At 66.4% G+C, this 25,139-nt stretch carries 29 protein-coding genes; 11 read left to right on the top strand and 18 right to left on the bottom strand.

Annotated features, from left to right (window positions below):
- Positions 1-151: 151 nt before the first annotated feature.
- On the bottom strand, positions 152-1,129 hold the full coding sequence (locus C3B78_RS02125; protein WP_104996604.1) for a sigma-70 family RNA polymerase sigma factor: 978 nt from the start codon (positions 1,127-1,129) through the stop codon (positions 152-154).
- A gap of 149 nt (positions 1,130-1,278) precedes the next feature.
- On the opposite strand from C3B78_RS02125, the gene C3B78_RS02120 reads away from it, so the two are divergent.
- A complete protein-coding gene (locus C3B78_RS02120; protein ID WP_104996603.1) occupies positions 1,279-2,334 on the top strand; it encodes an NAD-dependent epimerase/dehydratase family protein in 1,056 nt (351 codons plus the stop codon).
- Here C3B78_RS02120 and C3B78_RS19600 read toward each other — a convergent pair.
- Complete coding sequence (locus C3B78_RS19600) at positions 2,331-2,987, bottom strand: hypothetical protein (protein ID WP_158677170.1); 657 nt, start codon at positions 2,985-2,987, stop codon at positions 2,331-2,333. The genes C3B78_RS02120 and C3B78_RS19600 overlap by 4 nt on opposite strands.
- Positions 2,988-3,174: 187 nt before the next feature.
- Between C3B78_RS19600 and C3B78_RS02110 the strand changes: the two genes are divergently transcribed.
- The 6 genes from C3B78_RS02110 to C3B78_RS02085 all read left to right on the top strand — a co-directional run bounded on the left by C3B78_RS02110 (position 3,175) and on the right by C3B78_RS02085 (position 7,517).
- Positions 3,175-4,164, top strand: a complete 990-nt coding sequence (locus C3B78_RS02110) for a hypothetical protein (RefSeq protein ID WP_104996602.1) — start codon at positions 3,175-3,177, stop codon at positions 4,162-4,164.
- A complete protein-coding gene (locus C3B78_RS02105) occupies positions 4,164-4,595 on the top strand; it encodes a phage holin family protein (protein ID WP_104996601.1) in 432 nt (143 codons plus the stop codon). Before C3B78_RS02110 ends, C3B78_RS02105 begins: the two co-directional genes overlap by 1 nt.
- Complete coding sequence (locus C3B78_RS02100) at positions 4,592-5,254, top strand: DUF3618 domain-containing protein (RefSeq protein WP_104996305.1); 663 nt, start codon at positions 4,592-4,594, stop codon at positions 5,252-5,254. Before C3B78_RS02105 ends, C3B78_RS02100 begins: the two co-directional genes overlap by 4 nt.
- Positions 5,255-5,395: 141 nt before the next feature.
- A complete protein-coding gene (locus C3B78_RS02095; RefSeq protein WP_199775311.1) occupies positions 5,396-6,646 on the top strand; it encodes a YihY/virulence factor BrkB family protein in 1,251 nt (416 codons plus the stop codon).
- Positions 6,647-6,950: 304 nt separating this feature from the next.
- Entirely contained in the window at positions 6,951-7,208 is a 258-nt protein-coding gene (locus C3B78_RS02090) for a hypothetical protein (RefSeq protein WP_104996600.1), read from the top strand.
- 132 nt (positions 7,209-7,340) lie between these two features.
- A complete protein-coding gene (locus tag C3B78_RS02085) occupies positions 7,341-7,517 on the top strand; it encodes a CsbD family protein (RefSeq protein WP_104996599.1) in 177 nt (58 codons plus the stop codon).
- A 74-nt stretch (positions 7,518-7,591) separates the two neighbouring features.
- On the opposite strand, the gene C3B78_RS02080 is transcribed toward C3B78_RS02085, so the two are convergent.
- From C3B78_RS02080 to C3B78_RS02055, 6 genes are all read right to left on the bottom strand, one after another.
- Entirely contained in the window at positions 7,592-8,311 is a 720-nt protein-coding gene (locus C3B78_RS02080) for a glycosyltransferase (protein ID WP_324778406.1), read from the bottom strand.
- Between the two features lie 20 nt (positions 8,312-8,331).
- On the bottom strand, positions 8,332-9,744 hold the full coding sequence (locus C3B78_RS02075; RefSeq protein ID WP_104996597.1) for a bifunctional PIG-L family deacetylase/class I SAM-dependent methyltransferase: 1,413 nt from the start codon (positions 9,742-9,744) through the stop codon (positions 8,332-8,334).
- Complete coding sequence (locus C3B78_RS02070) at positions 9,738-10,760, bottom strand: acyl-CoA dehydrogenase family protein (RefSeq protein ID WP_199775310.1); 1,023 nt, start codon at positions 10,758-10,760, stop codon at positions 9,738-9,740. Before C3B78_RS02070 ends, C3B78_RS02075 begins: the two co-directional genes overlap by 7 nt.
- Before the next feature lie 119 nt (positions 10,761-10,879).
- Positions 10,880-11,359: a Dps family protein gene (locus C3B78_RS02065; RefSeq protein WP_104996596.1), complete on the bottom strand. Its 480-nt coding sequence runs from the start codon at positions 11,357-11,359 to the stop codon at positions 10,880-10,882.
- Between the two features lie 104 nt (positions 11,360-11,463).
- Positions 11,464-12,141, bottom strand: a complete 678-nt coding sequence (locus C3B78_RS02060; RefSeq protein ID WP_104996595.1) for an O-methyltransferase — start codon at positions 12,139-12,141, stop codon at positions 11,464-11,466.
- A 71-nt stretch (positions 12,142-12,212) separates the two neighbouring features.
- Positions 12,213-12,536: a thiamine-binding protein gene (locus tag C3B78_RS02055; protein ID WP_104996594.1), complete on the bottom strand. Its 324-nt coding sequence runs from the start codon at positions 12,534-12,536 to the stop codon at positions 12,213-12,215.
- Positions 12,537-12,657: 121 nt separating this feature from the next.
- Here C3B78_RS02055 and C3B78_RS02050 point away from each other — a divergent pair, with 121 nt between their 5' ends.
- Entirely contained in the window at positions 12,658-13,293 is a 636-nt protein-coding gene (locus C3B78_RS02050; RefSeq protein ID WP_104996593.1) for a TetR/AcrR family transcriptional regulator, read from the top strand.
- Positions 13,294-13,441: 148 nt separating this feature from the next.
- Complete coding sequence (locus C3B78_RS02045) at positions 13,442-13,666, top strand: hypothetical protein (RefSeq protein ID WP_104996592.1); 225 nt, start codon at positions 13,442-13,444, stop codon at positions 13,664-13,666.
- A 9-nt stretch (positions 13,667-13,675) separates the two neighbouring features.
- On the opposite strand, the gene C3B78_RS02040 is transcribed toward C3B78_RS02045, so the two are convergent.
- From C3B78_RS02040 to C3B78_RS02015, 6 genes are all read right to left on the bottom strand, one after another.
- A complete protein-coding gene (locus C3B78_RS02040; RefSeq protein ID WP_104996591.1) occupies positions 13,676-14,032 on the bottom strand; it encodes a hypothetical protein in 357 nt (118 codons plus the stop codon).
- Positions 14,033-14,114: 82 nt separating this feature from the next.
- On the bottom strand, positions 14,115-14,258 hold the full coding sequence (locus C3B78_RS19940) for a hypothetical protein (protein ID WP_234005493.1): 144 nt from the start codon (positions 14,256-14,258) through the stop codon (positions 14,115-14,117).
- A gap of 232 nt (positions 14,259-14,490) precedes the next feature.
- Positions 14,491-14,802, bottom strand: coding sequence for an AzlD domain-containing protein (locus C3B78_RS02030; RefSeq protein ID WP_104996589.1), 312 nt, complete (start codon positions 14,800-14,802; stop codon positions 14,491-14,493).
- Positions 14,799-15,599: an AzlC family ABC transporter permease gene (locus C3B78_RS02025; RefSeq protein WP_234005492.1), complete on the bottom strand. Its 801-nt coding sequence runs from the start codon at positions 15,597-15,599 to the stop codon at positions 14,799-14,801. The genes C3B78_RS02030 and C3B78_RS02025 overlap by 4 nt, the downstream gene beginning before the upstream one ends.
- On the bottom strand, positions 15,596-16,045 hold the full coding sequence (locus C3B78_RS02020; protein WP_104996588.1) for a DoxX family protein: 450 nt from the start codon (positions 16,043-16,045) through the stop codon (positions 15,596-15,598). Before C3B78_RS02020 ends, C3B78_RS02025 begins: the two co-directional genes overlap by 4 nt.
- A gap of 56 nt (positions 16,046-16,101) precedes the next feature.
- Positions 16,102-17,001 carry a glycerophosphodiester phosphodiesterase gene (locus tag C3B78_RS02015; RefSeq protein WP_104996587.1) on the bottom strand — a complete coding sequence of 300 codons (900 nt, stop codon included), beginning with the start codon at positions 16,999-17,001 and terminating at the stop codon, positions 16,102-16,104.
- Positions 17,002-17,050: 49 nt separating this feature from the next.
- On the opposite strand from C3B78_RS02015, the gene C3B78_RS02010 reads away from it, so the two are divergent.
- On the top strand, positions 17,051-18,409 hold the full coding sequence (locus C3B78_RS02010) for a DUF445 domain-containing protein (protein WP_104996586.1): 1,359 nt from the start codon (positions 17,051-17,053) through the stop codon (positions 18,407-18,409).
- 92 nt (positions 18,410-18,501) lie between these two features.
- On the opposite strand, the gene C3B78_RS02005 is transcribed toward C3B78_RS02010, so the two are convergent.
- Together C3B78_RS02005 and C3B78_RS02000 are read right to left on the bottom strand one after the other, a co-directional pair.
- Positions 18,502-19,251 carry a LamB/YcsF family protein gene (locus C3B78_RS02005; protein WP_104996585.1) on the bottom strand — a complete coding sequence of 250 codons (750 nt, stop codon included), beginning with the start codon at positions 19,249-19,251 and terminating at the stop codon, positions 18,502-18,504.
- On the bottom strand, positions 19,235-20,047 hold the full coding sequence (locus C3B78_RS02000) for a hypothetical protein (RefSeq protein WP_104999587.1): 813 nt from the start codon (positions 20,045-20,047) through the stop codon (positions 19,235-19,237). Before C3B78_RS02000 ends, C3B78_RS02005 begins: the two co-directional genes overlap by 17 nt.
- A gap of 159 nt (positions 20,048-20,206) precedes the next feature.
- On the opposite strand from C3B78_RS02000, the gene C3B78_RS01995 reads away from it, so the two are divergent.
- Positions 20,207-21,535 (top strand): MFS transporter, encoded by a 1,329-nt coding sequence (locus tag C3B78_RS01995; protein WP_104996584.1) that lies wholly within the window; start codon positions 20,207-20,209, stop codon positions 21,533-21,535.
- A gap of 21 nt (positions 21,536-21,556) precedes the next feature.
- Here the strand turns inward: C3B78_RS01995 and C3B78_RS01990 are convergent, their stop codons facing one another.
- Complete coding sequence (locus tag C3B78_RS01990) at positions 21,557-23,899, bottom strand: glycoside hydrolase family 65 protein (protein WP_104996583.1); 2,343 nt, start codon at positions 23,897-23,899, stop codon at positions 21,557-21,559.
- Between the two features lie 152 nt (positions 23,900-24,051).
- Positions 24,052-24,804, bottom strand: a complete 753-nt coding sequence (locus C3B78_RS01985; protein WP_104996582.1) for an HAD family hydrolase — start codon at positions 24,802-24,804, stop codon at positions 24,052-24,054.
- Between the last annotated feature and the right edge of the window lie 335 nt (positions 24,805-25,139).

Below are 25,139 nucleotides of genomic sequence, written 5' to 3'. Positions count from 1 at the left end.
CTCCTAAACGGGGCCGGACGGTTTTCTCACCTGTCGGCCGTTACTGGCGCCAAGCCCCTGAGCAGGCAAGATAGCGCTCGGATTGCCTGCTGCCGCTTCTCCCCCCCGTCCCGGGACGGGCTGCTTCGGTGCTCCGGCGGGAGCGGGGCAGCTACTTCTTCCTTGCCCGGGCTGTGCCCCTGGCTGTGCCCCTGCGGGCCGGGTTCCCACCCGGCGTGGCAGGATTGTCCGGCCCGTGGACGGACCGCAAGGACGCTTGGGACGCCGCTGCACTGCCTGCGCCATGGCCTCCGGTTCCGTGGACTGTGTTCCCTCGGACTGCGTCCAGTTCCCGCGGGTGCGAGCTGCCCTCAAGCCTTCGCTGGAGCTCCACCAGGACTTTGGCAAGGCGCCGTGAGACCTGCATCTGGGACATGCCCAGCTGCTTCCCCAGCTGCACCTGGGTCTCCTCGCAGAAGTAACGGCGATAGAGGAGCTCCCGGTCCGCTGTGTCCAGGTCCTGGATCGCGTCGCGCAGGCAGGCGAGCTCCTCCAGGCGCTCCAGCGGTGTTTCGGGGCATGCCAGCACTTCACCGATGGACGGCGCGTCCGAATGCGGGTTGACGGCGTCCAGGGAGTCCGGGTGCATGCTGCTGGAGGCCGAGATTGCCTCCTGCACTGCGGCGGGATCTTCATCGAGCACCCCGGCAAGTTCGGCCACGCTGGGGTTCCGTCCCAGCGACTGGGTCAGCTCCGGCTCTGCCCGGAACATCCGGGAGCGCAAGTCCTGGATGTTCCTGGGCGGCCGGACCACCCACGTGCGGTCGCGAAGGTACCGCTTGAGTTCCCCGGTGATGGTGGGGGCAGCATAGGCGGGGAAGCTCTCGCCCTTTGCCTGGTCGAAGCCACGGGCCGCCTTGACCAGGCCCAGATAGGCCACCTGGTTCAGGTCGGCCCGTTCGCGTCCGCGGGCTTCGAAGCGGGCGGCCAAGGCCTCGGCCAGGTCAAGGTAGCCGAGGACAAGATCGTTTTCGAAGGTCTGGCGCAGCCGTCCCATTTTGGCCCGGGACGGGCTATTTCCCATGAATTCGGGCTGATGTTGGTGGGCGGCCGTAGTATCCGCGGCAAGTGCGGGAAGGTATTCGGGCATTGTCGTTGGTTCCCTCGGGTCGGGGGTCCGAAAGCCTGCGGCAAGACTCAGAAGAAGGAAATCATAAGGTTGCTTATAAAACAATCCCTCCCGGTTATAGGCTCGCCCTGTAACCGGTACCGACCGTCCACGCCAAGGAGTCCCTGCCAATGCACATCGCCATCACCGGAGCCAGCGGAAACGCGGGAACGGCCCTGCTGCGCAAGCTGCAGGCGGAGTTGTCCCAAAAACCGGGAAGCCTGCAGTTGACGGGGATCAGCAGGCGCCGCCCGGACACCAGCCGGGCACCCTATTCAGGGGTGGAGTGGCACACCCTTGACGTGGGCCTGGCGAGCGACCGGCCCCTGCTGGACGCGGCACTGGCAGGAGTGGACGCCGTAGTTCACCTGGCATGGCAGATCCAGCCCAACCGGGACCTTGAGCAGCTGTACCGGACCAACGTCACCGGCACCAGGAACGTCCTTGCGGCAGCCGGGAAGGCCGGCGTGAAACAGGTGGTCTGCGCGTCGTCCGTGGGCGCCTACAGCAAGGCTCCCAAGGATCGCCGGACGGATGAGTCGTGGCCTGCCCGCGGCATGCCGGGTTCACACTACAGCCGGCACAAGGCGGAGCAGGAAGAAGCCCTGGACGCTTTCATGTCGGCGGAGCCGGGCATCTCCGTAGCCAGGCTCCGCCCGGCCCTGATCTTCCAGCGCGACGCCGGAAGCGAGATCGGAAGATATTTCCTGGGGCCGCTCATCCCGAGGCTCCTGCCGGGGAGGCTGCGGGTACCTCTCCTGCCAGTCCCGGAGGACCTCATCTTCCAGGCGGTCCACGCCGACGATGTGGCTGATGCCTACTGGCGCGTCATCGACCAGCGCGCCTCCGGGGCATTCAACGTTGCAGCCGAACCCGTCCTGACACCCCAGGAACTTGCCCGCATCCTGCGGGCCCGACGGATCCTGCCCATCCCCATGGGACTGCTCCACGCCATCGTTGGTGCGGCATGGAGGCTGCGGCTTCAGCCCACGGACTCCGGGTGGATTGAGATGGCAGCCGGAGCCCCGGTCATGGACACCGGCCGGGCACGCCGAATACTTGGCTGGGAGCCCAGGTTCTCGGCCGCCGAGGCAGTCGTCGAAGTGCTGGCGGGCATGGGAACGGGGGAAGGAGTCGCCCCCTCCCCCGTCCTGAAACCAAGGAATGTTCCTTCGCCCGCTGACTAGATGCCGGGGCGTGGATTGTCCCTGTCCCCGTGGGCACCCCCCGCAGGAGCGGGGCCCTCGTTGCGCCGGCCGTTCCGGTCAACGTCGGTGCGGTCCGCGTCGGTGCGCTCAGCGTCGGTGCCGGCTTCTTCTCGTGCAGCCGGTCCCCCGGCAGTGCCGGCCCGGCCGCCTGCGGCACCCTCACTACTGGCCCCCTCGCGGCCGGCGTGGCGGGCAGCTCCACGGTCGGTGTACTCACGGTTTGCATGACCGGCACCGTCGCGGTTGTCATGGCCGCGCCGCTCGCCACCGCCGTTGGGGTCCAAGGTGACGTCGGGGTCGAGTTCGTCGGCTTTGCGTGTCCGTTCGTTCACGTCGTCGCGGAGCGCCTTGGCCTCCGTGGCCTGCTGGTCCGCCTGCTGGCGCAACCGCGCTGCATCCACCTGCGCCTGCTCCGCATCCGCCCTGGCCCGGATCGCCTTCGCTTCCCGCTCGCGGGCATCGAGCTCCTTCGCCTCGGCCTCGCGGCGTATTTCAGCCGCCTTTTCCCGGTGCGCGTCGTCGCGCTTCTGCTGCATCGCCTTGCGGCGCCGCCCGCTTGCCAGCAACAGCAGCACGATCAGCACCACCACAACGATGGCAACCAGCACCCAAATCCATGGAGCTGTTTCCAAGCTACCCACCACTTTCCACATCGATGTACCCGGCAGGCCATCGCCTTTCCGGCTGATTCTTTTGGAACCTAATGCAACTCACTTAGCAAGGGTACTTACCTTTTATTAGTAATCATGCTTATTATTTTACGGCCAGTGTTGCTGGTTCTTGATCAACAACCGGCCTTCTTGGAAAGAGAGAGCGAAGATGACAGAGAACCAATGGCCCGCGGACCCCGACTACACGGCTCCGTCGGCCTCCACAGGAATTCCGGGTGAGCGGTCCGCCGCCACCTTCCCATCCGCCGCCACTCCCGCATATGGCCAGACCCGGGCCGGCGACACCTCCGCGGCGTCCACCAAGGAAGCGGCTAAGGAAGAAGCAGCAGATGTAGCACGCACGGCCAAGGATTCTGCCCAGGGCGTTGCCCAGACGGCGAAGGAGGAAGCCGCGCATGTGGCCTCCGAGGCGAAGTCCAGTGCGCAGGATCTTTTGCACCAGGCAAAGTCGGGCCTGACAAGCCAGGCCGGGACCCAGCAGCAGAAGGCTGCGGAGGGCATCCGCACCATCTCAAGCCAGCTGCGGAGCATGGCCGACGCACCCGACCAGCAGGGCGTCGCCAGTGACCTGGTCCGGCAGGCAGCCGAACGCACCTCTTCCATGGCGTCCTGGCTGGAGAACAGGCAGTCGGGAGACCTGCTCGGCGAAGTAGAGAGGTTCGCCCGGAACCGTCCCGGCACGTTCCTGCTGATCGCCGCCGGCGCTGGTGTCCTGGCAGGACGCCTCACCCGCGGCCTGACCGCAGGGACCGCCGAAAGCTCTTACGGGACAGGCACCACCACAGCCGGCCTTGCCGGCGGCCAGTACCCGGGCGCAGGGAACTCCGGTACCCCTTACGGGGACCAATACACCGGGTCCTATGCTCCGGCAGGCGGCACAGTGCCGCCTCCGCCGGTCCAGCTTCCGGGACCGGCCACCACCACCGCAGGGTACGACGGCGGCGCGCCCGGCAGCAGCTACGGGGAACCAACGCGTCCGGCCAGCGCACTGGACAGCCCGCAGCTGGTTGAAGAACCGTGGTCCGGAAACCGGATTGCCGACGATCCGCTTGGCAACCAAAACCTCGCCGACGATCCTATGGCAGGCGATCCCCTCACGCGGGACCGTTCCAGGGATGGTCAGTCTGGCGGGCTGTGATGAGTAGTTCTCTTCCGGATCCTGCGCCGAGTGCGGCGCATCAGAAGGCTGACAACGCTTCGCTGGGCGAGCTGCTCGGGGACGTGACCCGCGACCTGTCCACCCTGATGCGCCAGGAACTCGAACTCGCCAAGGCAGAAGCCAAGCAGTCAGCCACGAAAGCAGGCAAGGGCGCCGGGATGCTCGGCGGGGCAGGCATGGCAGGGCACTTCGTGCTCGTCTTCCTGTCCCTGGCCCTGATGTTCGCCCTGGGCGCCCTGATGCCCCTGGGCTGGGCCGCCCTGATCGTCGCCGTGATCTGGGGCATCATCGCAGCCGTCCTGGCCTCGATCGGGCGCAAGGAACTCAAACAGATCAAGGGCCTGCCCCAGACAGGCGAGACCCTGTCCGAAATTCCCCCAACCCTAAAACCAGGTGAGGTAAACCGATGAGCGATAACCCGGACGCAATCCGTTCAGACATAGAAGCCACCCGCGCACGCCTGGGCACCAACGTTGACGCCGTGGCCGACAAAGTCACCCCGTCCAACATCGTCCACCGCCAAACCGACAAAGTAAAAGACGCGGTCACCGGCGTGAAGGAGAAAATCATGGGAGCAGCAGACAACACCACCACCCGGGTCCAGGACCGGATGCACTCCGGCGCCGGGCACACCACCGACGCCCTGCACTCCACCGGAGACACCCTGCACGGAGCCAAGGACAACGTGGCCTCCACGCTTTCCGACGCCGGCACCGCGATCTCCCACACCCCGGACCAGATCAAAGCCAAAACCCAGGGCAACCCCCTGGCCGCCGGCCTGATCGCGTTCGGCGCCGGAATGCTCATCTCCTCCCTGATCCCGGCCAGCCAGACGGAACGCGAGGCAGCCCAGCAGCTCAAGACCGCCGCCGAGCCCCTGGCCACCCAGGTCACCGACGCCGCCAAGGACATGGCCCAGGACCTCAAGGAACCCGCCCAGGAAGCCATGGAAAACGTCAAAGCCACCGCCACCGACGCCGCCCAAAACGTCAAAGCCGAAGGCCAACACGCCGCCACCGACGTCAAAGACCGCGCCACCGACGCCGCAGACCACGTCAAAAACACCTAGATTCCACAACACCTAACGGGCCCGCTGCGGCACCCGCAACGGCATTAGGCGCCCCACAAGGCAATAAGCACCACTGAGAGGCCGGCCCCGCCCGTCGCGGAGCCGGCCTCTCAGGTTCAGGCCCAATCGAGAGGACACCCCATGGCCACTCACGACTCTTCCGAAACCAGCACCGCCAAGGCGGGCCAGGCACCGGATCCAAACGACTCCAGGAAGCCGGAAAGCCCCAAGGAACTAGACAAGCCAAACTGGAAATACATCGCCAGGAAGACGCTGCGCGAGTTCACCAAGGACCAGTGCCCTGACCTCGCCGCAGCCCTGACCTATTACGCGGTCTTGTCGCTGTTTCCGGCCATCCTGGCGCTTGTGTCCCTGATAGGGCTCTTTGGCGACCCGCAGAAGACCACCAATGCGCTCCTGCAAATCGTCAGCAGCTTTGTCCCGGCCGAGACTGTTGACACGGTAGGCGGAGTGGTGCAAGACCTGGCAAACGCCCCAGCGGCAGGATTCACCCTGGTCATCGGCCTTGCCACCGCGCTGTGGTCGGCTTCCGGGTACGTGGGCGCTTTCGGCCGGGCAATGAACCGGGTCTACGAGGTGGATGAAGGCAGGCCCTTCATCAAGTTGCGCGGCACAATGCTGGTGGTCACGCTCCTGGCTGTGGTTATTGTTGCTGTCCTGGCCGGCATGCTGGTGCTCAGCGGCCCGGTGGCAGAGGCCGTCGGGGGCTTGATCGGCCTCAGCGGCGTCTTCCTGACCGTGTGGAACATCGCCAAGTGGCCGGTGATGATCGCGCTTATCATCGCCATCATCGCCGTACTGTACTACGCAACTCCCAACGTCAAGCAGCCCAAATTCAAGTGGATGAGCATGGGCTCCGGCATCGCATTGTTCGTCTTCCTGCTGGCCTCGGTCGGTTTCGGGTTCTATGTAGGCAACTTTGGAAACTACAACAAGACCTACGGCGCCCTTGGGGGCGTCATTGTCATGCTCCTGTGGCTGTGGATCCTGAATATGTCCCTGCTGTTCGGTGCGGAGTTCGATGCCGAAATGGAGCGCGGACGGCAGCTGCAGGCCGGCATTGAAGCGGAGGAAACCATTCAGCTGCCGCCGCGGGACACCAAGAAGAGCGAAAAGCTGCAGAAACAGGAAGAGGAAGACGTTAGGCACGGCCGCGAGCTCCGCGAGAAGTACAGCGCCGACAACGGCCAGGACGAAGGCTCCGGCGGGAATGAAGGCGGCGGCAGGAACGATGCCCAGCCCACGGAGCCGCACCGGGAAAGGGTCCGGGACAAAGTCCGGGACCGCGCCGACGGCGGAGACAGCACCAAGGAGAACCAGCGCCAGCCGGGCCCGGCAGGAGCGCCGCCGGAGGGCCGCGCCGGGGGCTAGGCAGGACCTCCAAGATAGGGGAAAATTGGTAGCGAAGGTCCTGTTATCTTCCCGGGTTTGGCAAGGTAGCCCGGGGGCAGGCGGGGCCGGCGGCGAGATGGCCTCTTCTGAGACCGAGGCCAGTCCCCCCAGTCGCCGTCGGCCCCCTCGATCATGTACGAACTCCCTGGCCCGCGGGACGGCCTAACTGGACAAAGTGAGCCGGCTGCCATACCTTCATGATTATTCTGCAAGGCCCTTCTGGGCCCGGCAGAGCCGCTGAAGCAGAAACGGCGGCACCACGGTCGAGCCCGAATGAGCGAACATGCCTGCTACACATTTTGAAGAGTTTATTGCCGAAGCAGTTGTCGCGGACAGGGAACCGGGCCTTGGCCTCGGACGCGATGAGCTGTACGGTCTCTACACCAGTTGGTGCCTGCTCCACAAAGGTCCCCTCCAGCCGCCGGAAGCACTGTGGGCGGCATTGCAGACACACGGAATCAACCCGGACAGCAACAACCTGTCCATGACCGGCCCCGCGGCCGCGGATTACATCGTGGCCAGCGCACCCGACCTGGTCTAGGCATCCCCCGGCTTTGCCGGCAGCAACTGCCTGTCGGTTCCAGCCAGCGACCTGTTGAACAACCCGCCGGCTGGCTAGCATGGGAGCATGGCATGCGCATTGCCGCAGGCCACAAGCCGAAGGGAGAATGCCATGGGTTTGGACGACAAGATTGACAATGCCGCCGAGAAGATGGGCGGCAAAGCCAAGGAAGCAGCCGGCAAGGCAACTGATGACGAAAGCCTCCGGACCGAAGGCCAGATGGACCAGGCGAAAGCCGACCTGAAGCAGGCCGGCGAAAAGGTCAAGGACGCATTCCGAAAGGACTAGCCCTGCCAGGCAAGGGGGCCGCTGCGGAAACGCAGCGGCCCCCTTGCCGTTAAGCCGTTCAGTCCCGCGCTGACCTAATTCTCCGGTGCCAGCGCGATGTCCATGCCAAGCGTGCGCAGATAGGCACCGAACCCCTGCGGGGCCCGCGCCTGCGTCCGGCCCGAGGTCAGCACCCGGACGGTGTCAGTGGCCCTTACGTCAAACCCTTTCTCCCGCAACCGCGCCGCCAGCACACGGTCCTCATGCGCGAGGTGCCGAGGGAACCCGCCGGCCTGAAGGTAGGCCGAGCCGCGGATGCCGAAATTTGCTCCGAACACATGCGGATGGTCTTCCGAGAACGGGTGCATCGACTCCCAGCGGCTAAGCAAGTCCGGTGCGACGCCCGCAGGATCCACTTCCACGGACCCGAGGACCGCATCGGCCCCTGCCGCAGCTAACTCCAGGTGGCCCACGAGCCAGTTGTCCGGAACAACCGAATCGGCATCAGTATTGGCCAGCCATAGCCCGGCGGCGGCCTCAGACCTGCCATCGCTTAGGGCGCCGAGCACCTGCCAGCTCCCGGCACGCCTGCTCCGCCCAACGCTGCGGAAGGCGACCGGCAGGACAGAAAAACAGCTGTTCCGCGCAGTGAAAGCGGATGCTATGGCCGCAGAACCATCAGTGCAGGAGTCAAGGACCACAAGGACCCGCACGCCAATTCGAGGCTGGGCCAGCCGCAGCCTCGATACGGCGGCCTCCACGCCGCTGAGGGCGCCGTCCAGGTGCTCCTCCTCATTGTGAACCGGGATCACCACGGCCACCCTCTCGACCGGCATCAATGGGCAGGAACCGATGCCTTGGGCGCTGTCAGGGTTTCCAGCAGAAAGTCGCGCTCCCGGTATACGCCGGCAGCAGGCCACGCCAACCGGTCACGGGCCAGCGCATGGACCCTTTCGCCGTCGAGCTCCCATCCCGAGATGGGATGCCGCCAGTGGCACAGCAGCAAGGTGCCTCCCGGCACAACGGACTCCCTGATCCTCTCGAGCAGCACATCGAGCTCATAGGCGGCGAAGTAATAGCCAACCTCGGACATCACCACGAGGTCGTAGCTTCCGTCGGGCCACTCTCCGGGAAGCGTCAGTTGCCTGGCGGCTACTCCCGGGAAAGGGGCCAGGCGTTCAACTGCCCGTTCCAAGGCGGCACCGCTGGCATCGACGGCCAGCAGGTTCGTGCACCGTGCCGCGAGATCTGCTGTCAGCGTGCCGATGGAGCAGCCGATCTCCAGCCCGGAGGCATAGTGTTCTTCGGGCAGCGCCGCCACCGTCAGCGCGCGCTTCCGCCGCTCGTACCAGCTGGTGGTGTAGTGCCAGGGGTCCGCCTCCCGGGAGTGGACATGGTCAAAGATGCGCTGCGCCTCCTTGCTCGTACGGGGCGCCTTTCCGGTGGCGGTGGCATCCTGCTGCCCGGCAGGAAACTCCTGCGGGGCAGTCCAGGCGAAAGTTTCAAAGGGCCGGGAGAAATGGCGCAGGAAGGACTCATCCAAGAGGACTTCGTCGCCGGGATGCGGCGAAAGGGGCCGAGTCTGGCTGGTGTGCTCCTGCAAGGTCCGCGCCTTGACGGACTGTTCGCCTGGTTCCAGCGGCAGCCGTACCCAGGACTGCCAGTCGGGGTGCTCGGGCACGGCCCAATGCCAGTACCAAATGGGGTACTCAAGCAGGGCATAGCCGCCGTCTGCGGCAACAGCAGCGGCGGCAGCGCCGAGGGCATCATGGTCTCCATGCCCGTCGGCCCGGTAGGGCGCAACAATGGCGAGCCGGCCTGCGGGGCCGGCGAGCCCCGCAGCGGCCTCAGCGATACAGCGGGTGATGTCTCCTGCGTGCTCCGCCAGGCCGCTGTCCGGCAGGCCATGGTAGCGCCAGCGGTCTTTGAGCCCCAGGCATTCGAGGGCAGCTTCGAACTCTGCCAGGCGGATGGCGGCCAGAACCTCCCGCGAGACGGTTGTGGAGCCGGGATGTGAGGCCTCCCCTGCCGTGAACAACAGCACGTCCACCTCTGCGCCGACAGTTTGCAGCCGTGCCAGCAGGCCTCCCGCTCCGAGCGTCTCGTCGTCCGGGTGGGCGGCCAGGACCAGGAACTTCATGGCGGCCAGCTCCTGCGGACCCAGCGGGAGTTCCGGAAGCACCGCGAGTCCTCCGCCCGCCCAGGCTGACTCGTCAGTCCCCTCATCCGTGTGCAGGAAGGTCACCACGACGCGTCACCCTTCAGGGCCAGGGCGCCCAACTGGGCGTCGTCGCGCATGCCATGGTGCTGGCGGACGTACAGTGCCAGGTCAGCCGTGCGCTTGGCATACTTCTCGTCGAAGGCCAGCGGTGCCGGCCCCCGGTTGCTGCCGACCACCGACAAGACGCGTTCGACGGCGGCTGCGCAGGTTCCGCGCACCCGCAGCGCATCGCTCCACGCCGATGCCTGCCCGGCAGTTCCGTGCCCGGTGGAGCCCTGTTCCCGGCGGTCAATGCGTTCCGCCGTTCCCGCCAAATGCTGCAGGGCGGCGGAAAGGACGCGGTCCAGTTCGCCGAGTGAGGCCAGCGCAATCTGGTCGGGCTCCCGGCCTGATAGAGTCCCGGCACGCAGGGCGTCCCGGTAATCCCGGGCAATGCCCACAGCCCCGCCAAGCCAGCAGGCGGCCACTCCCATGCCGCCCCAGGCAAACCCGGGCCTGCTGAAATACCAGTTGGTTCCCTGCAACGGCTCGGCGGGGACCCTGTCGAACCGCACCGGCCCGCTGGGAATTTCGCGCAAACCCCGTGCCACCCACGCCGGGTCCCCGCAGGTCACGCCAGCGTGGCGCAGGTCCACCGCAAAAGCCGCACGGCCGCCGTCGTCCGTGTGGGCCGTGACCACCGCGTGGTCAAGCAACGGGGCCAGGGAGCACCAGGGCTTGGATCCAGTGAGGAAAACCGAGGAACCCCTGGCTTCCGCCTCGAGCCGGGAGCCTTGACCTTCCGCGGCGAACACACCCCACGTCCCGGAGGCATGGGCAGGATCATGGCCCGCCTGTGCAAGGATGGCCAGGGCATCCAGGTGCGGCTCAAAGACCCGGGCAGCAGCCACGTCAATGGCGGCCACCGTTGCCAGGAGCTCCCAGAGAAGCCCGGTAGTGCCTTCGCCGGGCCGCGGCCATTCCTTCCCGGCCTGGCGGGCCAAGGCAAGCAACGCGGGGGCGTCGCCGACGGCAGCGGAGACGGCCTGGAACAAGGCATCCACGCCGCCAGGCCGTACCCCCTCCGCGGACAGCCGGACCACTGCGTGTGGGCTGACAGGCGCGTTGCCGGCAGGTGGTGGGCTGTGTTTTTCGGAGAGTTCCGGCATCGGGGCGGCGGCGCCTATTTGCCTGCCGGCTCGGTGACGGATGCAGTAGCCGCCATGGTCTCGGCGTTGACCATCCACGCAAGCTGCTCCAGCCGCTCGATGGCCGCGTGGAGCAGGTCCGCGCTGGTGGGATCCTCCTCGTCCACTTCATCATGGACATCCCGCATGGTCTGGACCGTACGCTCCAGCCTGGCCGTGATGAGCTTGACGGTCTCCTTCGTGGAGGTCAGCCCTTCAGGAAATTCGTCCAGCCGGCTGCCGGCTGAGACAGTGCTGCTGCGGCCATCCGGAAGGGCGTGCAGGGCGCGCATGCGTTCAGCGGCCTGGTCGGCGAAGAGCCGGGCAGCGGCAATAATCTCGTCAAGCTGCAGGTGCAGGTCTCGGAAATTCGTGCCCACAACGTTCCAGTGGGCTTGCTTTCCCTGCAGGTGCAGCTCGATGAGGTCGGTAAGCACCGTCTGCAGATTGCCGGCCAGGGTGGGTGACGCTTTCATCAGTTTCCTCCGCTGCTGCTCTCTGTCCGGCCGAACTCCAGCCGAAAATTCATTCTAAGCATACTTAGCAGTTCCGGCGGCGAGCGCGGCAAAAGGAGTACACCCTACCGGATGCGGGCCAGCGCGAATCCGTCCCAGCCTTTCGAGCCCACGGTCTGGATAACAGTGGCATCGAGCCGGGGATGCTCGCCAAGGAGTTTCAGCGCCTCGATGATTCCAGGCGCATTGACCGGGTCCATTCCGGGGTCAAGGATGGCCCCCTCCCACACGGTATTGTCCAGCACCACCGTGGCCCCGGACCGGCCCAGCCGGACGGCCCAGTCCAGGTAGCGGCTGTTGTTCTCCTTGTCCGCATCGATGAAGATGAAGTCGAATGGTTCCCGGGCTTCTTCCTCAAGTGCGGCCAGTGTTTCCAGCGCAGGTCCCAGCCGGATCTCCACTTTTTCCCCCAGGCCGGCGGCGTCGATGTTGGCCCACGCAACCTCTGCATGCTTGGGCAGGAACTCGCAGGTGACCAGGGTACCGCCGTCGGGAAGGCCCCGGCCCATCCAAATGGTACTGAAGCCGGCAAGGGTGCCGATTTCGAGCACGCGGCGGGCCCCGGAGATCTGGACCAGGAGCTTGAGCAGCTTTCCGGCGTTGGGAGCCACTTCGATGGCGGGCATGCCGGCCTCTTCGGCGGAGCGAATGGCCTGCTGCAGGGCGGAATCCGGACGGACGACGACGTCGGACAGGTATTCTTCAGCCGCAATCCACTCTGGCCGGGGCTTGTGCTCGAACATTGCCACAGTCTGGCACGGGCCAGCGTCGGGGTCCAGAGCAAAAGGCCGACGGCGGATGCGGCCGCCGCGGGTCAGGAACCGTCAGCGAGCGCTTCTTCCAGGCGGTCCACTTTTGCCGTCAGCTCACCGGTGTAGCCGGGCCGGATATCGGCCTTGATGACCAGGGACACCCTGCTTCCGTACCGCCCCACCGCCTCGGTGGCCCGCTTCACTACATCGAAAACTTCGTCCCATTCGCCTTCGATGGTCGTGAACATCGAATCCGTTTTGTTGGGAAGCCCCGATTCCCGGACGATCCTGACGGCGGCCGCAACGGCGTCGTGCACTGAAGCATCGGAGGGACGGGAACCTTCGCTGGGCGTGCCGGAGGGGGCAACTGAAAACGCAAGCAACATGGTGCCAGTGTGCCATGCGGCCTTCGGGGCCTGCAGGGGGAACGAGCGGCCTGGAGCGTCACATAACCCACTACCCTCCAGTAACAGTGAACGCCGAAAGCTCCATTGCTAACCTTTTCGCATGAGCCTCGCAGTCGTCCGCAAGCCGCTCCGCGCCGACGCAGCGCGGAACGTGGACAAGATCATCACAGCGGCGCGCCAGTGCTTCCGCGAGTTTGGCCCGGAAGTACCGCTGCAGACCATCGCGGCAACGGCGGGAGTAGGCCCCGCTACCCTCTTCCGGAACTTCGCTGACAAGGAAGAGCTGGTCCTCGCCGCGCTCAACCGGCAGCTGCGCCTGACAGTGGACCCCGTGATCGACGACGCCCTGGCGGATATCGACGCGACCGCCGGACTGCTGCGGGTCCTCGAGGCCCTGATGGCTGCTGCCAGCGCCGATGCCAACCTGCTGGGCGCCGTCGCGGGCCGCCGTGAGCTCCTGACCGGCATTACGGGCTCCCTCATGGAATCAATCAGCGTGTTGCTGGTGCGCGGGCAGGGCCAGGGAAGCCTGCGGAGGGACATCTCCATGACTGACATGTTCCGGCTGCTCGCTATGCTCATTGGCGTGGTGGACACCATGGAGCCCGGGTCCGATGCCTGGCGCCGCCCGCTTGCCCTCATTGAGGACGCCATCCGCACGTCCCGGCCGGCCCGGCCGCTTCCGGCGCATGTACCAGTCCCGCCTTCTCCCCTGGCGGAGCCCCAGCTGGGCTAGCACTCCCCTGAACGGCAAGCCCCATTGTGGGCGTCCCGAGGGTGCCACTAGACTTCAGGAAGGGTTACGCAGCCAGCCCTCTGTGTCTTGATATGGAGTGACCCATGCAGCAATCCGAGTACCTCCCCCGGGCAACGGCCGCACTAAGATGAACAGCTCAAAGCTGAACCTTTACCTCAATGATCCCCGCGGGCCGGAGGAAATCCTCCCCACGATGACCGCGGAAGAACTGGCACACTTGCTGGATGCCCTCTACCAGAACCTGGACACGCCCGAGCCCGAATTTGGGGTGGAAACCTGGTATGAAATGGCTGTCGAAGAATGCAGCCGCCGGGCCGGTTCGCCCGACGGCGAAGCCCACGGAGTGGCCTAGCCTGACGCCTCAGTGATGCCCGCGGTGTTCGTTGGGAACGTGCCCCTTGGCTTCGATCAGGTGCTGCTGCAGCTTTTCCTCCGCGTCCCGGCGGCGGCGGGCCGTATCGCGCAGCTCCCTGGAACCTTCGGAGCCGCTTGGGTCAAGGTAGCCCTGCCGCGGCTTCCCGTGCCGTTCCGGTGCGGGCGCTTCGGAACCTGTCTTAGCGGCGGTCTTCTTCGCGGCCTCCTGGGCAGCGGGGTCCCGGGAAACAGTGTCCCGGGAATCAGTGTCCCGGGAAGCGGCATCCCGGGCTGCGCCGCTTTCAGCACCTCGGCCATGTTCCGGCTGCTCCGGACGTGCCTGATCGTTCATGTCGTCATTCATGTCGGTTCCTCTTTCTGGCCGCCGCAGTGGAGTGCGGCCCCGTTCCAGCCCACCATAGACGGGCTCCAAGGGTCACGGCCTGCTAGTCAGCGGGATCTCCCCTGCCCCGAAGCTCCTGGCGCACCAGTGCCTGCAGGGCCGGAATCTGGGATGCGGGATCCAGGTCAAAGGACTTCCACAGGCTCCGGGAGAGGGACTCCAGGTCCTCGGCCGGAACGTCCGCCAAGCCGGCATAGCGCGTGAAGAAGCGTTTGGCAGGCAGTCCAGCCCGTCGTCGAACGTTTTTATGGTGAGGACGCCCGGCTCTTTCCCCGGCCGCGTGCAGCTGATTTTCCATGGCCGCCATTCATATGAAGATCCCATGGCCAACTGCATAGCCGCTCTCATAGTACAACCGGGAATCGACATCGTGAGTGATCTTCACCACATCGAAACATAAGCACCCATTGGACGCCCGCTCAATTCCAGCCGAGGATCCTCAAGAGCGCAGCCGTGCCCGCTCCGGCCAGCACCACCACCAGGAACGGCGCCCGAAGCGCCAGGGCTATGGCGGCAGCCGCGAGCGCTCCCAGCCTGGCGTCAGCAACCAGCAACTGGCCCGTTGCGAAAGTGTTCACCACCGTGAGGGACGCCAGCAATCCGATCGTCATGGTCCCGGCCACGCGGGACATCCTCGGATCCTCGAGCAGCCGGGCCGGGACAAAGTAGCCCACCAGCTTCCACGCGTAGGCCAGGGCGCAGGCTATCAGAAGCCAGATCCAGAGACTCATTCTGCTGTCCCTTGTCCGGTGTCCTTCGCGCGGGCCCGGCCTTCCTCCGGGCCTGCGAAGGGGCTGCTGCTTGTACCGCCATGCCGGCGGTGCTCCCGGTAGGGGTCAACATCCGGTTCCAGGCCTTCATCGCTGCGGCCGTGGCTGAACCAGCCGATCACGGCAGCCACCACGGCCGCCACGAGGATTGGCACGCCGGCGGGGACAAAGGGAACGGCTGCCACTGTGGCCACGGCGCAGACAACGGCGATTGCAACCGGCTCGCGTCCTTTGAGCCGCGGCCACAGCAGGCCAAGGAAGGCAGCCACCGCTGCGCCGTCCAGCCCCCACTGTTTTGGATCGCCCAGGCCGCTGCCGGCGAGCGCACCGACGGCGGTGAACAGGTTCCATAGCACGTAGATGCCGATCCCGGCCGCCCAGAACCCGCGGCGCTGTTCAGCGGGGTCCGCCTGGCCGGAGCTTGTGGCCGTGGATTCATCGATGGTCAGCTGGGCAGCAACATATTTGCGCCAGCCCGTGGGGTGCAGGAGGGCGTTGAGCTGCATGCCGTAAATCCCGTTGCGCATTCCCAGGAGGGTGGCAGCGCTCATGGCGGCGATGCCGGAACCGCCGCCTGCCACCACACCGATGAAGGCGAACTGCGAGCCGCCGCTAAACAGGAGCAGGCTCAAGGCCATGGTTTGCCAGAAGTTGAGTCCAGATGTGACGGATAGCGCGCCGAAGGAGACGCCGTACAGGCCGGTGGCGATACTGATGGAGATGCCCATCCGCACTGCCGGCGATGCCAGCAGCGTCACAGGCCCGCCCCCACGGCGGGCTTCCGCAGGCTCCAGGCCCACGCAATGAGCGGCGCCTGCAGCGGAAGCCGCACAGTATGCACCTTCCGCTGCGCCCGGGTTCCCTGCGGGCCGTAAGCCCGGCGGAGTGCGTCGACATGCCCCGCGAGGAACGCAGCGAACATCATGGTGGTGCCCGTGGCGGTTGCCTTTCGCGTTCCGGGAACCAGGATTCCGACGGCGGCTGCCAGCTCCAGCAGGCCGCTCACCGCGATCCATTCCTCCCTCGACAGGAGGGCGAAGGGCCGCGGGGCAGCAGCGCCGTCGTCACGGCACAGGTATCCGGGCACCACCTGGCGGTAGAAGCCGGGGTCGCGGAAGTGCTTTACGGCGCTGGCCAGCAGCAGGGCGCTCATGGCTGCAGCGGAGAGGCGTTGGACGGCCCGGCCGGAGCGGGGAAAAGGCATGGTTCAACTCAATCACAGCACCGCCGGATGCACCGAAACTGTGCCGGCGGCGGGAACTACCGTCCCTGCGGCGAGGCCAGCTGCAGCTGGCTGAGGACTCGGGCCGGCACGTTGGTGGTGATCTCCTGGATGCCCAGCCGCGCGCACAGCGCCACGTCCTGTTCCGAATCCACCGTCCATACCCGGAAGCGCCGGCCGGCGGCGAGCCAGCGTTGGACGGACGCCGGATGCCGGCGCACGTACTCGATTCCGGGCCCGGCCATGCCCGCCTCGCCGGTGTCCAGGATCCGCTCGCCTTCGAGCTGGGCGGCCTTCATCAGGTTGGCAATTGCACCGCCGGTGATCACCCCGAAGCCCAGCCCTGCGCGGACTACCCGGATGTCCACATCGTCCACCAGCTGGCAGATGAACCTTGGCTGAACCGAGCGGAGCAACTGCCGTACCGAGTCCGGGCTGAAACTCATGAACGTGACGGACACGTTGTCCAGCGACGAGGTCAGGGGATCCCAGCCCTCGTCCCGCAGCACCTCAAGTACCCGGTCCTCGAGCTTGAGCTGGTACGGGCTGGGGTGCTTGAGTTCGATCGCCAGCTTCACCGGCCGGCCGGCGCCCCGGAGGATCACCAGCAGTTCGGGCAGGGTCATGAGCTGCTCGGACCGCGCCCCGTACATTTCGGGAATACGCACGCCCTTCCACGACGAGAAATCCAGGTGCCTCAGTTCCCGCAGCGTGCGTTCGGCCACGGGGCCGGTTCCGTCCGAGGTGCGGTCCAGGTTGGCGTCGTGCAGGAGGACAACGTGCTGGTCACGTGTGAGGTGGACATCGCACTCCACGCCGTCGGCGCCGTCTGCCAGTGCCTGCAGATAGGCGGCACGGGTGTGTTCGGCGAAGGCGGCGCTGGAACCGCGGTGGGCAAAGACCAAGGGCCGCTGCGGCCCTGATGCGTCACTGGTCATGGAGACACGGTAGCCGACCCGGCGCGGACCGCGGGGCTAGGCTTGGCACATGCAGGTGAACTCTGAGCCAACTACCCGGGAAGCACCCACCGGGACCACGCCTTCCGCCCCGCCCCACGCGAAGGGCCGCCCCAAGGCGCGTGCCGCCGTCGTCCATCACCTCAGCCCGGGCGACGCCGAAAAGGCGGCAGCGCTGCGGAGGATGAAGCTGGTGGCGCTGGGCCTGCTGGTGGTGATGGCGGTGGTTTTTGTCTTCGCTTTCGCGCTGCAGAAGGAGTATCCGTGGCTGCAGTACGTGCGGGCGGCAGCCGAGGGCGGCATGGTGGGCGCGCTGGCTGACTGGTTCGCCGTTACCGCATTGTTCAAGTACCCCATGGGCATCAAGATCCCGCACACAGCCATCATCCCGCGCCGGAAGGACCAGATCGGCGCCTCGCTGGGCGAGTTCGTGGAGACCAACTTCCTCTCCGAGCAGGTGGTCCAGGAGAAGCTGGCCAGCGTCAACATTGCCCGCCGGGCCGGCGAATGGCTGGCCACGCCGGGCGGCGCAGACAGGGTAGCCAAGGAAGGCGCCGCCCTGATCCGGGGTACTTTCAAGGTTTTGAACGACGACGACGTCCAGGCGGTCATCGAGGGAATGGTGCGCAAGCACCTGCTGGCTCCGCCGTGGGGACCTCCCGTGGGAAAGATGGCCGAGCGCATTTTCCACGACGGGCACCATCACAAGCTGGTGGACCTGCTGGTGGACCGGGCCGCCGACTGGGTGGATGACAACCACGATACGGTCACCCACCTGGTGTCCGACCGCTCCCCCACATGGGTGCCGCAGTTCGTAGACGGACTGGTGGGCGACAAGGTCTATGTGGAGATCCTCAAGTTCGTTCGCGCGGTGCAGGCCGACCCGAACCACCAGGTACGGCAGTCGATCGACAAGTACCTGAACGACCTCGCGCAGGACCTGCAGCACGATCCGGCGATGATTGCCCGCGCCGAGGACATCAAGGCCCAGGTTCTCGGCGATCCCGAGGTGCGCGAACTCGCCTCCCGCACCTGGGGCACCGTGAAGAACGCCCTCCTGGGCGCGGTGGATGATCCCGGGAGCGAACTGACCATCAAGTTCAAGGCTGCCGTCCGCGACTTCGGCTCCCGGCTGGTCAGCGAACCCGAGCTCGCCGGGAAAGTGAACACCTGGATCGGCGATGCCGCCGGCTACCTGGTGCGGACGTACCGCTCCGACATCGCCGGAGTGATCACCGATACCGTGGCCCGCTGGGATGCGCAGGAAACCTCGCAAAAGATCGAACTCCAGGTGGGCAAGGACCTGCAGTTCATCCGGATCAACGGCACCGTGGTGGGCTCGCTTGCCGGGTTGGCAATTTTTACGGTGGCGCACCTGATATTTGGGTGAGCAATCGCCCTTTTCCAAGCAACGCGAGGTCACTTAGCGCCCAATAAACGGCCCCGCACGGGCCAAAAGTGACCCCGCGTTGCTCTTCAGGCCTAGGCGAACGGCTCCAGTTCCACGCCGGCTGCCTCCAGCCCCGTCCGGACGGCGGCAGCCATCCCAACGGCTCCCGGAGTGTCACCGTGAATGCACAGGGAATCCGGCCGGACCTGTACAACGCTGCCGTCCAGGGCCACGACTTCCCCCTTGGTCGCAAGGCGCACGGCCCGCTCGACGATCGCGTCGACGTCGTGCAGCACGGCACCTTCCTGTGAGCGCGGCACCAGCGTTCCGTCGGCAAGGTAGGCGCGGTCCACAAACGCCTCGACAAAGACCGGGTGGCCGGCCTCCTTCGCCTGCGTCAGCAGCTCCGACCCGGGCAGCCCAAGGACGGGAAGGCCGGGATCGTAGGCGTTCACGGCGGCCACAACAGCGGAAGCCTGTTCGGCGTCCTGCACCAGCCGGTTGTAGAGCGCTCCGTGCGGCTTCACGTAGTCCACGGACGCCCCCACTGCGTGGGCAACGCCGTCAAGCGCCCCCAACTGGTACAGGACGTCGCCGAACAGCTCATCGAAGCTCATGTCCAGCGAGCGGCGGCCGAAGCCGGCCAAATCCCGGTACCCCACGTGCGCGCCGACCGTGACATCGAGTTCGTAGGCGGCCCGGCAGCTGTCCAGCATGGTGACGGGGTCCCCGGCGTGGAAGCCGCAGGCCACATTGGCGCTGGTGACCAGCTGGAACATGGAGGCGTCGTCCCCCATCTTCCATGAACCGAACGATTCGCCAAGGTCAGCGTTGAGATCCAAAAGTGTTGCCTTCCAGCGTTTTGTTGTCCTGTGCCGCGGCCGCAGCAGTGAGCTCCCCGGGGATGGTGTCCGGCATGGGGCCGAACGCCTCCTTGGCGTTGGCCACCACAGCGCGCCCCATGATGAGGTTACCGGCTCCGCCCACCACAGCACCTATGCCGAACGGCAGGGCCCGGCCGAACAGCGCACTTCCCTGGCGCTTGAGGAGGTTCTTAAGGAAGGCCTTTTGGATCCTGCTCCGGATGCTGCCGAAGCCCGGCACCACCATCGACTTGGAAAGGACGTTGCCCCAGGCCTTGTTGGCGTTCACTTCCCTGCCGGCTGCCTGGCCGCTGAGCGTCCCCAGGAGCGCGGTCCCTTCCTCGCCCAGCATGATGGCCATGACCATGGTGCTGGCCTTCTCGGGGTTGGTGAGCCGGATCCCATGCAGCTCTGCCAGGGACGTCGAGTAGAGGGCTGTTGCTTCCAGGAATCCAACGGTTGCTGCGGCGGAAAGTCCGAGGGACGCGACTGTTCCGACACCGGGCACCACGGCGGTTGCGCCCACCAGCGCACCGCCGCCGGTGACGGCGCGGAGGTAGTCGCGCTCCAGGATGTCAGCCAGCTGCGCGGCCGTGGCCCGGGGGTGCCTCTTCTGCAGCCGGCGGATGTACGCCACCACCAGCGGGCGCTGGATCTCCACCGCCTTGAGGAGCATGTTGTGGACACCGGGTTTGGGCTTGCCGTCGGCATCGAATACCGCGTTGTGGGCGGTTTCCTGCGCGATTCGTACTGCGGGGTTGCTGCGCTTAGCCATGGTCACCTCTGTTTGTCTCGCCGGCGGGCCGATGCCGGAATCGCTAATACTAAGGTTGCTTAACATTAGGCTACCGCCGGTGCCCTTCCCCACCCGGCCGCGGACGGGAGGGCGTGTGGGCTGGCGCCCCGGCATCCGCCCAAAGCCTAGACTTACCCTATGCCCACCCCTAAAGCCCTGCGGCCCTTTGCGCACCGCGAGTACCGGGTGCTCATCGCAGCGTTGGCCATCTCGATTTTTGGTTCCGGCATGTGGGCCGTGGCCATGGTGTACCAGGTGATCCAGTTGGGCGGCGGTCCCCTGGAGCTCTCCCTGGTCGCCGCCGCGGGCAGCGCGGGCCTGGTGGCGTTCGTCCTGGCGGGCGGCATCGCAGCGGACCGGGTCCCCCAGCGGCGACTGATCATCGCCGTGGAGGGTGCCAACCTTGCGGTGATAGCCACCGTCAGCGGGCTGGCCATGGCCGGCCTGCTCCAGCTGTGGCACGTTGCCGCGGGGTCCTTTGTCCTTGGCGTTGGCGCCGCTTTCTTCTTCCCTGCCTACTCTGCCATCCTGCCCCGCATCCTCCCCGCCCAGGACCTGCTGGCTGCAAACGGGATGGAGGGGTCCATGCGGCCCGTGCTCCAGCAGGCTGCGGGTCCTGCCGTGGCGGGCCTGGTGGTGGCTGCCCTGTCGCCGTCGCACGCTGTCACGGCAGTTGCGGCGTGCCACCTGCTGGCCTTCATCGTCCTGAACTTCCTGGGGCAGCATGCACTGAAGGCGCCCGTCAACGGGGCGGAGACGCAGGAACGCGGAGCGGCTGCCGGTGAAGCCGCTGAGACTGCCGGGACATCCTTCTTCCACGACCTGCGCGAGGGAGTCCGCTACACCCTGCGGACACCATGGCTGCTGTGGACCCTCATCTGGGCGTGCATCTCCGTGCTGTTCCTGATCGGGCCCATCGAGGTACTGCTGCCCTTCGTGGTGCGCGACCAGCTGGCCGGCGACTCCCGCATGTTCGGCTTCCTCCTGGCCGTCATGGGAGTTGGCGCAGCGCTTGGCTCGCTGTTCACGGCGTCCTTCCGGCTGCCGCGCCGCTACCTCACGGTGATGATGGTTTCCTGGGGCGCCGGCAGCCTGCCCCTGGCCGCCGTCGGCGTCATGGACAGCTTCTGGGCCATCGCCGCGGCGCTGTTCGTCTTCGGCGCCACCGGCAGCGTGGGAATGGTCATCTGGGGCACCCTGCTCCAGCGGCGCGTCCCGCCGCACCTGCTGGGCCGGGTGTCCAGCCTGGACTTCTTCGTGTCGCTCGCCCTGATGCCGGTGTCCATGGCACTGGCCGGTCCGGCCGCCGAGGTCCTGCCCATCTGGCTGATCTTCCTGGTGGCCGGCGGCGTATGCCCCGTCATGGCAGTGGTTGCCATGGCCGCTGCGCGCATGCCCGACGACGAATTGGCCCACCCCCTGGACCGTTCACCGGAGGCGGAACGCGCGACGGCGGCGGAAGGCTAGGCTCTCCCAGCCGCACCGGACTCAGCTGTTGGCACGCACCACGGGGATACTCGCCGTCGGATGTCCGCTGGGGAACACCGTGGGCTCCGGCTCCGGCAACGGTTCAAGCGCCACCTGGACGGGCTCGGCACCCACCGTGACCAGCTGGCCGCGGACATCCACGGCCAGGGCTTCCCCTTCGCGGACCGTCAGGGTGAGGGTCCCCGCGCGCAGTTCCACCAGCAGCAGGCGCCCCTGGATCTTCAGGTGGAAGGTGAGCCCGTCCCACTCCGACGGCAGCCGCGGGTCGAAGTACGGAACCGGGCCCTGGTCGCGCAACCCGGCAAAACCGCAGACCAGGGAGCTCCACACCCCGCCCGTGGAGGCGATGTGCACGCCGTCGATGGTGTTTCCGTGCGTGTCATCGAGGTCGATGAACAAGGCGTTGGTGAAGTGGTCCAGCGCTTCCTGCGAGTACCCCACCTCGGCGGCCATGATGCCCTGGACGCAGGCCGAAAGCGTTGAATCGCCCGTCGTCAGGGGATCGTAGAAGTCGAAGGCGCGGTGCTTTTCCTCAGGCGTGAAATCCTGCCACTGCAGGAACATTGCCAGGACGGTGTCTGCCTGCTTCAGGACCTGGTGGCGGTAGATCACCAGCGGGTGGAAGTGCAGGAGCAGGGGGTACTTGGACCGGGGCGTGGTCCAGTCCCACGGTTCGAGGTGCATGAAGTCGTTGTCCTGCGAATGCACCTGCATGCGCTCGTCGAACGGCAGCTGCATGCGGTTCGCAGCCGCTTCCCACAGCTGCCGCTCCTCGTTCGTGATGCCCGCATGCTCCAGGGCCGCGGCAGCACGCAGGTTAAAGCGGGCCATTACGTTGGTGTAGAGGTTGTCGTTGACCACGGCGGTGTACTCGTCGGGACCGGTGACGCCGTGGATGTGGAAGAGCCCGTCCTTGCCGAAGAAGCCCAGCGAGATCCACATCCGCGCCGTTTCAATCAGCAGTTCGGCACCCATCCCGTCGCGGAACGCGGTGTCCCCGGTGGCCCAGAAATAACGGTTGGCGGCGAAGGCGATGGCAGCGGCGATGTGGAACTGTGCGGTACCGGCCGCGTAGTATGCGCTGGCTTCCAGCCCGTTGATGGTGCGCCACGGGAACAGGGCGCCGTCAACACTCAGCTCCTTGGCCCGGATCTTGGCCTCGGGAAGCATTCCATGGCGGAATTCGAGGACCTGCCGGGCGCCGCCGGGGTTGGTGTACGTCAGGTACGGCAGGAGGTAGACCTCCTGGTCCCAGAAGTAGTGGCCTTCGTAGCCGGATCCCGTCACGCCCTTGGCGGGGATGCCGGCGACGTCTGCACGCGCCGTCGCCTGGGCGAGCTGGAACAGGTTCCAGCGGATGGCCTGCTGCAGCACGGACTGGCTGTCAACCACAATGTCAGAAGTGGCCCAGTAGTCGCGGTAGTGCGCTTCGCTCTCGGCAAAGACGTCCTGCACCGGACGGAGGCCTTCCTCTGCGGCCGCGGCGGGGTCGAGGGCGGGGTCCTGGATCGCCGGGCCGGCCGCATAGCTGACACTCTTTTCGAGGCGGAACGGCTCGCCCGGGCCGACGGCCAGGACGTAGCGGACGCTGCTGTCATCCTGGTCCACCAGCGTGTCGAACGGCTGGTGCCCGGCGGAGGTCCAGTGGTCCACCGCGACGCCCACGCGCTGCTTGGATTCAGCGGCCTCCCAGGCCAGCCGGAGTGATCCGTCGCCGCCGTCAAGGCGCAGGGGCAGCAGCACGCGTCCGGCGTGGCGGCCCGCCCGGCGGGGATCGTGGACAGAGTGGTCCTCCACCGGCTGGTCCTGGCGGTTGATCACCGAGGAGGTGATGTCCACGGAAACCTCACGGTCCGTCACCACATCCAGGGATATCCCCAGGGCTCCGCGGGAGGCGAAACCCACGGCCCGGCGTTCGGTGGTGGTGACGACGGCGCCGGAGCGGCATTGCCAGGTGACGCGGCATTCGTACACCCCGGTGGAGAAGTCCACGGAGCGCCGGTAGTCCAATACCTCGGACTCGGCCAGGCTGAGGGACTCGCCGTCGATAACCACGGTGAAGTTGTTGGCATCCGGTATGTAGAGGATGCGCTGGCCGGTCCGGGCAAACCCGAAGGCGTTTTCCGCGTGCTTGATGTCCCAGATTTCGTGCAGCCCGTTGATGAAGCTGCCGGGCAGGTCGGAGTCGGCGGCGGCCCAGTGGGCGCCGCGGATCCCCAGGTGTCCGTTGCCCAGGGCAAAAAGGGTTTCCAACGTCCCTTCATTGCCCGGTACGTGGCGTGTCTCCACGAGCTGCCAGGGTGTGCTGGGGAATCTTTCGCGGTCCGCTGAGATCAGGGCCATGGTGTTGGGTCCTTTGGCGTTTGGCCGGGCAACCGGTTTGCTGCCGGCCTGGGGATACTTTTCGGGGGGGGGGGTAATGCGTTCGGGGGTAATGCGTACTGACGTGAGCTGCCGGGGGTAGCAGCGGGCGGCCTCGGGGAAGGCTGCAGTCTCTAAGGCAGAAGTTCCTTGAGGTCGTTGACCACCAGGGTGGCTCCGGCGTCGAGCAGCGCCTGCCGCCCGGCGCCGCGGTCCACACCGATGACCGAGTAGAAGGTTCCGGCCTCGCCGGCCTGGACGCCGGACACTGCGTCCTCCACCACCACGCATTCGCCGGTGGGGAGGCCCAGCAGGCGGGCGGCGTACTCGTAGGTGGCGGGACTGGGCTTGCCGGGCAGGCCTTCGCTTGCCGCGACCACGCCATCCACCACCACCGGGAACCGGGCGCTGAGTCCGGCTGCCTCCAGGACGGCTGGAGCGTTTCGGGAAGAAGAGACGACGGCGACCTTCAGTCCGCGGTCCAGCGCAGCCTCGAGGAAGCGCACCGAGCCGGGGAAGGGCTCCACGCCGGCGCTCACGATGTCGTTGAAAATCCGGTTCTTCCGGTTGCCCAGGCCCTGCACAGTGGTGTTGGCGGGGTCGTCGTCAGTGGGGCCCTCGGGGAGCACAATCCCGCGCGAGGCCAGGAAATCGCGGACGCCGTCGAAGCGCGGCTTGCCGTCGATGTGGTCGAAGTAATCACTCTCGCTGTAGCCGGGAACCTGCGGCCGGTCCGCCAGGTAGTCCTCGAACAGTTCCTGCCATGCCCGCTCATGGACGGTTGCCGTGGGGGTCAGCACACCGTCCAGGTCGAAAAGGATGGCAGAGGCACCAGCCCAGGCGGACACCTCGGCTGTTGCGTTGTCTGCTGCAATGTTTTCAGTCATCAGCGGTGCGTTGTCCTTTCAGGACGGCGGGCAGCCTGGAAGGCTGGATGCTTGGCGTTGGGGAGGCATCGATGCCCGGACGATCTGCGGCCACGGGCGGCGGCGGAGTGTGAAGGGAGCCCGGCGGCCCCGGCATTGCTGATCGGTGTATCCCTACCATCATGGACACGGCACCGGTCGTCGGACAAACCGGCGGCACCTCCAGCAGCGCTGGCCGAATAAAGGGCATGGGACAGTATCCGGCTGCAGTAAACCCTCGGCACCGCGCTGATCTCCTTGTCCGCCCAGTTCAGGGCCGCGATAACGGCCGATGAAGAGTGTAAGCGCTTACAAAT

Source organism: Arthrobacter sp. PGP41 (genome assembly GCF_002953935.1).
Lineage (GTDB): Bacteria > Actinomycetota > Actinomycetes > Actinomycetales > Micrococcaceae > Arthrobacter.
Note: the sequence above shows the minus strand (reverse complement) of the source record. Positions and strands in the feature narration are given on the sequence as shown.